Origin of the sequence: Maribacter sp. TH_r10 (genome assembly GCF_033101095.1) — a bacterium.
Lineage (GTDB): Bacteria > Bacteroidota > Bacteroidia > Flavobacteriales > Flavobacteriaceae > Maribacter_A > Maribacter_A luteus.
Map to the genome: position 1 here is coordinate 14,567 of NZ_JAWMPY010000003.1, position 12,865 is coordinate 27,431.

Here is a 12,865-nt window from a genome sequence, read left to right on the forward strand (position 1 = left end):
ATTAACAAGCCTTTTATGGCCTCAACGTCTGCGTTTCATAAAACCCATAGAAATAACTCCATCTGAATTCCTCCCCTGCTTCAACCTTTATCTCTATATGCGGTTCAGGACACAAGGTTCTGGCCGTACCCCAAAGTCTTAATCTGGATAGCGGTCGGTCCCCTGAGAGTTTTACTCCTGCACCGGTACGAAGATTTTCAATTTTAATATCAAAATCTTCAACACCATTCGTTAATCCCTCCAGATATTTGCACGCGATGGTCTCGTCTCCCTCTAAATCCCTTAAAAAAGTCAATTTATTCCCTTGTAGCTCAAAAGCATCCCCTAGCCCCCTTCCCGTGCCGGAAACATCAACTGGAAAAGTCATTTCAAAATCCTTACCAATAGGCTGATTGTCAATTACAAAGAAATTGTGGTTGAAACCTATGGTTTTAATACGCTTGCTCCCCGTGTTTTTTAAACGATGTTCGATCACCATCTTCGGTTGGCCCGGTATCAGCTGAACGATCTTGGTATACTCATAGGAATATGTTCCACTGTTTATACGCTGCACGAAGCGGACCTCATTCTTCTTTGTAATTAATTTCCATTTGCCGGGATCAACAATGGTATACTGTTTAAAAGGACTATATGCTTCATTAGTAGGTTTTTTAATTATACCTACGCCGAGCTTTACAAAATCGCTTCCCGGATCCACTTCATTATAATTGAAAGGGGAATACGCTTCCACAGGTCCCATAATCGTCGCAAAGGGGGGGGGATCATCATCATCGAACCATTGTCCGAAATACGTATGTCCCTTATATTCCAAACTGGAAATTATGCCCGACCAGTCAAATCTTGTCCCTTTATAGTACCCTATTTCGGCATCCGGCAGAAAAAGTCGGGCCGTAAGGATATCATTGGTGATTTCAGTCTGAGGGTATTTTTCCAACTGACAGTTTCCACTGAACACACCAAGGAACATAACAAAAACAATGCTAACCACCTTCTTGAAAAAACTGCCCATCTTCTTGACCTCTTTATTTCTAACCCGATATAAACCTGATTAATCTATTTCTATTATTTTAATATTCTCTCCTTGGTTACTATCGATTACTCCATTTGTAGTCACAACACAATTATTGGCTTTTTCACCAATAAGAACAGGAAGAAATGTCATATTCTTGATTTTTATGTTTTCTGCAGCTTTTGGAGGAATTGGAGATGCAATTTCCCCTGAACCTGGCATACCATAACCGAGCATGATCGGGATTGCTTTCTTACGATTATCCGTATCCGAGGTTTTAATCGATACTTCATGCCCGATTCCACAAATGGTTGCGACAGCATGGACTTTCATTTCTGATTCACCTGGCATCAAGGTTAAGTCTATCTTTGAAGGTTCGTCCCCAACAAGATAAATCAACGGGCCGTATTTCGCATCACCTTTACAGTCTTTGGTGACCGCATTATTCAAATAGTATCCACGTTCACATGCAATCGCTTCACAATTCATCAATGACACCTTTGCCAAGGCAAAGCCAACCCTCATGTTCTTTGCCACACAATTGACCACGGTCACCCTACCCGTACTATAGGTTCGAAATCCACATTCATTCAAGGACTTCATATAGTCTGGCTGAATTTTTTTCTCCCCCGTATAGCTTGTATAAATGGATGCAAAATTGTTTTCAAAAGCTGGACCCGAAGTCTCAGCAAGCATCTCATTGGTCGATCTAATCTCTCCTTCTGCGTAGCAGTCTTCAAAATAGGTATTATCACCACCTTGGATAAAAAAGGCATGACCGAATGAACGCATATAAACCTTACAGGCATATAATTTGGTATTGTACCCCGTAACCAAAAGTCCACTGTGTTTTTTATGCTTTATAATACTTTTTCGCCCTTTACCGAGGTAATCCCCATAACCATATGGGAATGACCCCTTTACATGAAGGGTGATATTTTTGAGTATATTATTTTTTCCGCCAACAACAAGAGAAGCGGCACCCAGGGCTGTACCCTCACCTATATATTTTATGGTAAGTCCCTGAAAAGTATTATCGCTTCCGGTTATTAAAAACTCACTATTGTGAAGTGGGGCATTTAGCGCTTCACGCAATGAATTATCAACCTCTAATTTTACTCCCTCAAGATTAAAGACATTATTATCCCCACTGAATGTGATAAAAGAATACAATTTACGTTCACTACGAACGCTCATGGAATCGATTGTTAAAAAATCGGTCAAGGGATAAACCCCAGGTGCCATTGTAACCTCATTCCCACTTTTGGATGCATAGGTAACCAGCTCCTGTATACTGTTGATCTTTATCTCTGTAGCATGTACGGCAACTGAAATAAACAACATTGTAATTACAAAAATATTCCGTTTTTTCCCCATTTTAAATATGCATTGACTCATTGCTCTTTTGTTTTCCTTTTACTGGTTTGAGAGACCGTATTGTTTCTTCATCATAGCCCATCAGTCCATGAGCATGTCCCAATTGCCACCAAAGTATGCTTTGTTGATTTTCTCAACATCCAAATTTTTATTTTCGGACATGGTTTTATGCATCAAATCCATATAGATGTAGAACTGTAACCAGTATCCATATTGGTATTTCTGATTTTCCGATTTCGGGTTTTTCATCAAAGCGTACCAAGAAGTATTCAATCCATACGCCTCTGCCACACGGATGGCTTTTTCTGCCTTTTTCCAGATGTCATTGGACATTGTCGTGTGTAGTTTCCTATAATCCCCATAACCCATTTTTGAGGTATTGATGATTTCACATTGGTCATCAATTCCCAGATCCTTGAGTAAAATCGTTCTTTCGAATCGTTTATCCCCATCAATATCCATTTCGATTTTATCCAAAAAACCATTGTTGTCGGTATCCTCATATTTGAATGTACCAAAAGGATGGAATTCTTTTTGCAAACGCTCCCATCTTGGGGTGTACTCATTGTAAAGACCTCCCCAGCCTTGATAGGAATAAGCCAATTGGTCAATACGCCAGCATCCCCATTCGGCACCATATAAATGTAGCCGTCCGTCGAATTTTGAAATATATAAATTCGCATTCCCACTATAATCCAAATCCCATTCGCCCCGATCACCGATGGCATCGGCCTGCTGATTATTGTCCAAACCGCCGTTATTCAGTCCGGTTTTAAAAGGATCAAGGGGGTCGTAAAATTCCACCCTTTCCCAGCGCTCACAATCGTCGTCTTCATCGTATACAAAATAGATCTCATCCCATTCGCCCCGATCATAGGTCAAATCCAATACGTTGTTATGATCCGGATATAATAATTCCGTGATCTTTCTCCAGCGCGAATCAATAAAAAACGAATCGGCCTCTACAACCCTACTGTTTTTAAATTCATGCACCTGATCCATATAATTGAACCCTTTGCCCGTAAAACGGAAGGACATGTCAAAATCAAATTCATTACCGGGAGCATTGTCATTATCCATGTCGTACGTAACTGCGACCAAGCCAGCGTTACCTGTTAAATGCAGCCCTTCCCCGGTGGGTTTATCACTGCCTCCTTTATATCTATCCAGAACACGTACGGCCATATCCGACAGGCCATCGTCATCTTGGTCGAAAAACAAGAAAGGGTTTTCCCAATTTAGACGTACATCATCCATGAAATATGTGGATGCATGTATTTTCAGGAAGGTACTTTGGCCATTATAGTCCTCCATGAAATTAGAACTTCCTTCATGCAACCAAGCCCGTAGTTTAAAGGTATTCCAATCGATATAATTAAAGACATTGTCGTTATCGGTATCCAAAACCCACATATAGTGCTGTCCGGGTCCGGACATCTTTGATACTTCCCGTTCCGAATTTTCCACTAAAACCTGCATGTCGGCTTTTCCATCCCCATCGGTATCGATCCAATCTACGGCCAGATCACCGTAATCCCCGTATTTACCGTCTTTATTTACATCAACCATAACGCAATCGCTATCCGTATCACCTTCAATATCCCCAACTTTTAAATCGTCGTCGTCATCAATCCACTGAACCGGTGTGTTATGAATGGTGATAGTACGGAGGATATCGGGATCACCATCTTGATCCAAATCGATATACGTTGGCTGATAACCTATGGGTGCCGGAGGTAGACGAAAGGGAACCAAGGGCGTATCATTATTCCAATAAGCGTTCTTCGACATTGAACCTTCTTTTTGATCATTGCGGTTTTGGGGTTGCAATGGAACATTCGTTTCCTTTAAATGGGAAAGGATAAACGTAGCAGCATGATCGTTAATTTCCTCCATGGAGGGTGAGATGTCCTGTCCTTTAAAAACATGCCCGGCATTTTTAACCGTCAATAACTGTACATCCGCATTTTTTTCGGCTGCCACATCTTTCATATAAATCGAGTTGATTATCGGAAGCGTTGTATCCTGATCACCATGAAGCAATAAAATAGGCGGACTACTTTCTTTTAAAAGTTCGGTTGGACTAAGCAATCGCGCCAATTCCGGTTTCTCATGTAACGGTGCCCCTAAAAGTCGAACAAAAAGCTTCCCGTCCTCAAAAATGGATCCGGGTCGAATGTCGGGATTCACACATGAGGTAAACGGAAAATACGAGGCCACACATTTAAATTTGGGAGAAACGCCCTTTAATAGTGGATCGCCTTGGAAATCAACATCGTTCCCTAAAGCGGTCACCAAGCTAAGATGCCCCCCTGCAGAGCCACCCCAAATGCCATACCGTTCCATATCCAATTTATATTTTTCAGCATTTTTCAAGAGAAACCGAGCGGCATCCTTAGCATCGACGACGGCATCATAAGCCGTTGAAGAGCCACGGGCTAAGCGGTATTCTATAGTGAAGCATATCACCCCATTATCAAGAAGGGATCGTAAAGTTCCCAAAAATGGCTTTTTCAATATATTGTATTTACTGCCACCTGCCCAACCACCCCCATGGACATGAAGCATCCAGGGATTTCTTTCCTGGATTTTGTCTGGATCTGGGTAGAAAACGGTCATGTTCAATTCCATGCCATCCACCGTTTTGTAGACCACGACCTCTTTATGGCCAAAGGTGTCAAGAATCCCTTGCTCCTTGGCAGTTTGGCTATAGACCATTGATTGACTGCCTATTAAAAACACACCTAATAGAAATATGCTATGTACGAACAGGGTTATTGTAGATTGAATGCGATTTTTCATAATAATGCTCTAAGATTACCGAATAGAATTGCTGTTTAGCCTTTACCTTTCTTCTTTACAATGGTTACGAAACCTATTCCGTTTGGTTCCACAACCTATAGGGATCATCATTTTCCTGCATTTGCTCAAGCAGCAAAGCTTCCATTTCCGCCAATTTATCGGCGTATTTGGGATTTTCAGCCAAATCGGTTTGCATTTCCCCAGTTTTGTGGTGTTCGGGTAAAAATTCATTTGGGTTTTCGGCTAAATTAAACAGTTGGGTTTCCCTAACCGCCCCATCCATGACATCATACTTTATGAGTTTCCAATCCCCTTTTTTCACCGCACGCATGCCCGGTTTGGTGCCACCAGCGTAAACCCCGTACATCACATCCCTTACCGCTTCTTTTTCGCCTTTTAAGACAGGTACAAAACTTTTACCTTCCACTGTTTTTGGAGCTTCAATTCCTGCCAAATCGCATAAAGTAGGTAAAATATCCAAAAGGTATATATTCCCTTTCGCCCTTTTTCCCGCTTCTATTCCCGGGCCTTTTATTATGAAAGGTACGCGCCAAGTATGCTCATAAAGGTTTTGCTTCCCTTGAAAACCATGCCTGCCGATGGCAATACCATGGTCGGAGGTATAAATGATATAGGTATTGTCAAGCTCGCCCATGGCCTCCAATTTCTTCAGGACTTTCCCTAATTGATTATCGATATTTTCGGAACAGGCATATTCCCTACCCAATTCGTTTCTTATGGTACGTTCATCCCTGTTTTTCCAGACCCCACTAACCCGTTCTTCATCCCGAAGATCGGGATGTCCATGAAAAAATGGTTGTTTTTCGAGGTGATTGGGTTGTAACTGCGGTTGCTTATCATTAGCTGGAGGTAGACTGTTTGGGTCTTTATGGTTTACCGCCCCATATTTGGCTAGCAATTCCGGTGTGCCGTTTCTCGTATCATGGGGATGTGAAAAGCCAAAATAAATAAAGAAAGGATCTTTTTCTTTGATGGAATCCCTATCCTGAAGATAATCGAGTACTTGTTCGGCATGCCATGCACTGCCACTTTCCGCTGTACCGCCACGCTTGGTGGCATCATGTACCACCGTAAACTGTTTGTTCGCCCCCGGATAGGAATTTCCCTTTTTACAGGTGCGCATGGTCTTATATCCGGCCCTATTGAATACGGCTCCGATGGTCTGATCATCCAATTCATGTGGATCGGTCTGTTTTTGAAATTCCGCACTTGGAGGCAAATGCCAAAGCGTACGCCCCGTCATGATCATATGGCGTGAAGGGGTACAAACGGCCCCATTCATGGACCCCATATGTCTTGCTTGATCAAAGACCATCCCCTCTTCCGACAGTTTACTGATATTGGGAGTCTCTAAAATGGAATTGGGGTCATAGGTCTGTAAATCGAATGGCGACTGATCATCTACGAGCACAAAAAGAAAATTCGGCCGTTTAGGTTCTTCAATGACCTTTTCCTTGTTTTTACAACTACTGAAAGCCAGCAAGATTACTAGTAAAATGATAAATAAGCCTTGGTTCTTTTTCAATTTAAGTGGATTTTGGTGTTAGTAATTTGAACAACTTCAATTGGTCTTTTAGCACTTTCCATAAGCTATCACCTCAAATACGCTTTGGAAATCTTTTACTTAATTTCCCCAAACCTTTATTTTGTTTTCTCCAACTTTAAGGTTTTGTAACGGTCCGACCATTGGGGTATCCGATTTTCTTATATCCCCAAAATAGTCATTGTCAATGGTAACCGGTGAACCATCCGGATTTTCGAACGGGGTTTCCGTTTGAAAAGCAGCTCCCAACAATGCCGTATTGACCATTTGGGTCTTCACTTTTCCAAAACTCCCATCAACCTTGATATTTAAGTAGTACCCATCGTCTTCTTGGGACAGGCTTATTTCGGGATCAAGTGTCCGGTTCTCAACAAAATTGGTTTCAATAACCGAAGGCAGCGCTTTATTCAAATACAGGTTAGCATCAATGAAAACAGGGAATTTCTGTTTTGTATACGCATTCATACCACCGGGGGATTTCCATTCGTAGGTTGCCGGTGGAAAATCGTCGTATGCATTCAGCCCATAAAATTGTTCGTTCGCCAATGCTTCGTTATTTGCGGCAAAAATATTATTGTAAAACCGGTCATCACCCTGTATGATCGTCATCATCCCCAACACTTGGGTGGAATGTGGGAAATGGTAATGTGTGAATCGATTACTGGCCGCCCGCATTTGTACATTTCCTGCTATTAGATTATTTACAAATGCGCTTCCCTGCGATGCATTGAGAATCCCTCTTTCGGACAATAATATGTTGTTGTCGACAATCATTGGTCCGTGGTTTACCTCCAAGAACAAATCTTGATCTTCATTGTTGAACAAAAGATTGCCGGTTACCCGTGCTCCTTGCGCCTGCCAATCGAGCCAAATTCCCCTATGGTTATCGTGTATGCAATTATTTGCAATAAGGACATCGATGGCCGCATGCAGTTTTATGCCCCCTATTTCCCAACCGGTAAATTGTTTCTTTACATTAATGTTATAGATGTGATTATTGCTTATTTCACTGAACACATTACCCAAATGGCCTATAATACCACCTTGCTCACAGTCCCTGATAGTGTTGTTCCAAACGATATGGGAACCAATATTCTCCTTGGACCAACCCAGTTGCAATGCTTTGAACACCACTTCCCTTTCCCTTTGGGTACCGTGTTTTTTACGGTCACGAGACCATAAGTTATGTCCAGAAGCCCGCTCTTTACCCAATACGATACCAGAACATTTGGAATCGGAAATCAAATTGTCTTCAATAATCCAACCTTTGCTCCAATTTGGACCGATCAAACCTATCTGTTCCGCAGTGGGCGGTGCCCATTGTGTTGCGGCATGGCACATTTTAAAACCGCGGACCGTAATGTAATTTATTCCTGTTTTCTTGGGCCAAAACACGGTAGGCCGCACATTTATTTCAACTAATTCCTTATTCGGATTCATTCCGTTGAAATTAGCATATATGGTCGTCGACTTTTGGTTACTTTCACAATACCATTTGTATTTGGAACCTTCGGTATCCATGGCCCTTTCCAATGGATTTTCAATAAACACTTTCGCCAAACTGTCAATCTCATATAAGGCCTTGCCATTTACATACACCTCTCCCAAGTGGTGGTCCCGACCATAGGTCTTCGTTATCCAGTCACCATAAAGGATTTCCTGATACGGATTAAAGTCCCCAAAAAGTGCATTGTCCAAAACAGCTTTCCATACCGTTCCTTTGTGCTTTTTCCACGTATTAATCACTTCGGAACCCTTGATCCAAACCTCTTCATTTTCGGCGGCGCGATATATTACCCTGTTTCTATCGTTCATTCCGCCATAAGCCGGATCCACCCATTCCCTATACACCCCTTCGTGTACGGTAATCATGTCTCCAGGTTGCGCTATTTTTGCCGCTTTAGATATGGTTTTAAAGGGTGCTTCGATACTTCCGTCATTAAAATCATTGCCTTTTTTTGAAACGTGGTATTCGTGGGCATTTACAAATAACGCCGACATAAGACATAAGACGAGTACTAAATATTTCATTATTGGATATTATTTTTTTGAGTTGTTCTTACCCCTTTGACAATTTTTCCACATTCACATAATACGCACCGATGTTAACTCCGTCATCCAGGGTAAACTCTGTTTTAAGTTTTGTTTCCCCTTTTTTTAAATCAACAGTGAATTCGACGTACTCAGCACTGGGGTCCACTTCTTTGGCGGACTCGTAATCCTGTATGACCAGTTTTGCTTCCCGGACCGTCAAGGATTTACTCTTCTTGCTTTCCGTTACGCTTGTTCCGGGTTTTGCAGGGCGTACAGGGGCTTCTGCATTCATTGGAAGATGTATTTCCTCTGGCCAACGACGTAGCTTAAATGTATAGGTTCCGCTTTCTTCCACTCTCACCAACCAGTAGCCATTATCGACATAACCCGTTCTGATATGCCTTTGATGCCATGGGCTCACCTTATCGGTATGCCAATCGTGGCAATATAAATTTACCGGGTTTTCTGCCTCGTGCCCTATAATGATATAAGGTTGGTCTTTATAACTCGGAGAAATTTCCTCCCACCAAGTATCATAGGCCTTTTTAAACCCTGCCATTTTATCGGGATGTTGATCTGCGATATCCACACGTTGCTCCGGATCGGTTTTCAGATCATACAGTTCGGTTCCATTGATTACCCGCCAATTCTTTTGCATTAAGGCCGTTCTTCGCCATGGTTCCGGATTTTCTATACGCTGTGAATTGGTAATCACGATCCTGTCCTCAAATTCTTCAGAGTTGCCATTGATCAAAGGGACCAAACTTTTTCCATCGAACTTTAAATCTTCTTTTACATTTAAACCACAAAGTTCAACCAAGGTCGGAAACACATCGTAGTGGGCAGTTAACTCATTGATGTCTTTCCCAGAGATGATTCCCCCATTTTTCCAATGGATGAACAACGGTACACGGTGTCCTCCTTCGTACATACTGGCTTTTATGCCACGCATTCCCGAATTGTATCCTTTGGCAATAAAGCCATCCAACCGATCTCCTCCTTTTTCGATTTTCGCCCCTGCTGCCGTACCATTGTCGGTGGTGAAGATGATTATGGTATTATCCATCAATTTTATGGACTCCAAATAATCCATCAGCTTTCCGATATTCTCATCGACATTGGCGATCAACCCATAAAAGGCCGCATTTGGAATATTTTCGTTGTCTTTATAAGGATCCGAATATTTATCGGCAACAAAATAAGGGGAATGTGCCGCATTGGTAGACAAATAACAAAAGAAAGGCTTGTCTTTATTTTCCTGTATATAGTTTTTGGCATTTTCGAACCATACATCGGTACAAAACCCTTTGTATTTCTCCAGTTTGCCATTGTGCATATAGGTATCATCAAAATAGTCATTGTCCCAATAATCCATGGTTTGTTCCTCTCCGCCCCCACCGTGGACCAAAACTTCGTCAAAACCTTTGTCTTGGGGTCGGAATGGGTAATTATCTCCTAAATGCCATTTTCCAAAAATCCCGGTACTATACCCATTTTCCTTAAAAACCTGTGCCATGGTGGTTTCCCGCTCTAAAATTAGGGAACGCCCATTCACGGTATGCCAAACCCCTGCCCTATTCGAATGATGCCCCGTAAGAATCGCGGCCCTTGTCGGGGCACAGGTCGGACTCACATGATAATCGGTAAAGCGGGCACTTTGTGCATGCAGACCATCGATATTCGGTGTTTTTATATATGGATTCCCCAGACTGGCGATATCCCCATACCCTTGGTCATCGACCATAATAAGAATCACATTGGGTTTTTCCTTAGTTTCAGTTTCAGATGAACAAGAAACTAATAAATGAACACAAACAATTAAGAATAAATAAGATGTATTTTTTAGTCTTTTCAAAATGACAATAATTTAATAAAATGAACTCAATAAAATAGAATTTTGAAAACAAGAAACCTTGTAAAATTTCTACCTTCCGAAATTAATTTTTTTGGACTCAATTAATTGTAACTTATAGTTCAATTCATATAAACTATTAACCTTTAGAAAGAGAGTTAACAACTCTAGAAATGGTTGAAGAATTTTATTAAAATTTAAATGTACAATTCATTTAAATATTCTTAGCGCAGGAGCAAACTTGGCTTTTTTCTCTTTTGAAATTCGAATAGTATTAATGACAATAATAGTAAAGTTAAAAATGTATAATACTATTGCAGGGAAATAAATTTTAAGAATACTTGCTGGGGATATAGGGTTCATTATCCCGCCAATAGCTCCTGAAAATATTAAAATCCAATAAGTGAATAATAAAATTGACCAAGTTAGCTCAAAATTTAAAATTGATTTACCAAGTTCATTCACGTTTTTCAGTTTATCTTTTTTTGATATCCAAAAAACTAAAGGAATAATAATTCCTAATATTGGGAAGAACAAAAAACCTAATGACGACAAACTCATTATAATTAAATAACTTTTGTCTTCTTGCATTTTCCAGTCAATTATTTCATCAGGTGTTGTATTCAAAGCAATTGCTAATCTTTTTAGAGAGTCACCTCTGGGTACAGTTTCATTGTTCTCAATTCGTTGAATTGTCCTTAAACTTAATCCTGAATTTTCAGCTAATAATTCTTGAGTCATTCCTTTTTGACGCCTTAAATCCTTTACTCTTTGTGATGAACTCGAACTTTCCATTTTTTTAAAATTTTAATTTAGAGTAAAAGTAGTTTTAGATTAAAGATTATTGTTGCGTCTTTAATACGTCATTTTTACGACATTTATGTCAGGCTGTTGTTTGTTCAAGAACAACAATAAATTATTGCTTTATGGTGTATAAAACTTATTTTAGTTCAAACGAGACTCCAATATCTGCTTAGCTTCCTCTGCTGTTGGGTCTTTGGCTAAAATAATTCCGTTATCATCAATAAGGAACATTCCCCCACCTCCGCCGTCAACGCCGTATTTTTGCCAAATGCCATTTTTCCTGTCGAGTTCCACTAAATTTAACCAATGCCATTTTTCCTTTTCAAGAAACTCAATCAGCCTTGTGGTATTTTTAAATTCTCCTGCTACCCCAACAATTGTAAATCCTTTGTCCTTAAATTCCTCAAATACAGGAACCATTTTTCTACTGTTTGCTATACAGGGGCTACACCATGTAGCCCATAAATCCAACAAAGCAACTTTCCCGTCTATTTTATCCGACAATTTAACCTCATTACCATTCAGGTCTGGAGCAGAAAAATCTATATATTTTTTGCCGACCTTTACATTTTCAATAGCATTAATCAAGGAAAAAGCTAAATCATTATAAGGATGATCAGGGTTAGCTTTTGAAAGTACACTATATGCGTTTTTTGTTGAATTAACATCCAAAGTTTCCTTGTAATAAATCAAGTTTTCCAGTAGAAAAGAATAAGAAACAATCGTTGGGTTATTTTCAATATATTCTTGTTGAAACTTGTTTATTTCATCATATATTGATTTTAATTTTTCTTCTAAAATTTGTGCTTTAGGACTTAAGTGTTGATTAACTTTTCTTAATTCATCAATTTTTTTATAGACAACTATTTTTTGCTCTTGATTTTTTATCTCTTGTAGTTTATCATATAATACTCTTACTTTATCACTATTATATTCATAATTAATATGTAGCGCACTTATGCTATCATTTAGAGGTTTTATCCTTTCAAAAAACCTATTCTTAAGATTTTGCTGATAATTTTTATACTCGGCATTTAAACTCCCGCCCTCAACAACATTTTTATCAAATTCTTCTTCTGGGTAAATGGTCAGATCAATGTTCTCATTTTCCAAAAATACCCGCATTGGCCTGAAAGCACCTTTTTTAACGGATTCGGCAAACGCAAGATTTACAACTTCAGGATTTTTGAGTTGTTCTGTGTAATGAAATGTGCCATTTTTAACCGGAATTTCAATCAATGAATCAAATCTTGAATCTTGATTTGGCTTCAATAATAAAATGGATTTGGTTTCACTATTTATTACTGTTCCATTGAGTTGCAAAACCTGCCTTTCTTTTGGTGAGCAATTGAATAATGAAACTAATATTGGAAAGAAAATTAATTTTGTTAATAAACGCATAACTTCTAGATTTATGAGATAA

The 12,865-nt window shown here is 39.9% G+C and carries 8 protein-coding genes; all 8 read right to left on the reverse strand.

Annotated elements, in window-relative coordinates; all coding sequences use genetic code 11:
• Positions 1-13: 13 nt before the first annotated feature.
• The gene (locus R3X28_RS09545; RefSeq protein WP_154367995.1) at positions 14-1,009 is read right to left on the reverse strand and encodes a hypothetical protein; all 996 of its coding nucleotides are present in this window, start codon (positions 1,007-1,009) and stop codon (positions 14-16) included.
• A 39-nt stretch (positions 1,010-1,048) separates the two neighbouring features.
• Positions 1,049-2,407 (reverse strand): hypothetical protein, encoded by a 1,359-nt coding sequence (locus R3X28_RS09550; protein ID WP_154367997.1) that lies wholly within the window; start codon positions 2,405-2,407, stop codon positions 1,049-1,051.
• Between the two features lie 60 nt (positions 2,408-2,467).
• Complete coding sequence (locus R3X28_RS09555) at positions 2,468-5,188, reverse strand: alpha/beta hydrolase (protein ID WP_317664098.1); 2,721 nt, start codon at positions 5,186-5,188, stop codon at positions 2,468-2,470.
• Between the two features lie 73 nt (positions 5,189-5,261).
• A complete protein-coding gene (locus R3X28_RS09560; RefSeq protein WP_317664099.1) occupies positions 5,262-6,734 on the reverse strand; it encodes a sulfatase-like hydrolase/transferase in 1,473 nt (490 codons plus the stop codon).
• Between the two features lie 99 nt (positions 6,735-6,833).
• Complete coding sequence (locus R3X28_RS09565) at positions 6,834-8,783, reverse strand: NosD domain-containing protein (protein WP_317664100.1); 1,950 nt, start codon at positions 8,781-8,783, stop codon at positions 6,834-6,836.
• A gap of 28 nt (positions 8,784-8,811) precedes the next feature.
• Complete coding sequence (locus tag R3X28_RS09570) at positions 8,812-10,641, reverse strand: arylsulfatase (protein ID WP_317664101.1); 1,830 nt, start codon at positions 10,639-10,641, stop codon at positions 8,812-8,814.
• A 207-nt stretch (positions 10,642-10,848) separates the two neighbouring features.
• On the reverse strand, positions 10,849-11,433 hold the full coding sequence (locus R3X28_RS09575; RefSeq protein ID WP_317664102.1) for a helix-turn-helix domain-containing protein: 585 nt from the start codon (positions 11,431-11,433) through the stop codon (positions 10,849-10,851).
• A gap of 150 nt (positions 11,434-11,583) precedes the next feature.
• On the reverse strand, positions 11,584-12,843 hold the full coding sequence (locus R3X28_RS09580; protein WP_317664103.1) for a TlpA disulfide reductase family protein: 1,260 nt from the start codon (positions 12,841-12,843) through the stop codon (positions 11,584-11,586).
• Positions 12,844-12,865: the final 22 nt, after the last annotated feature.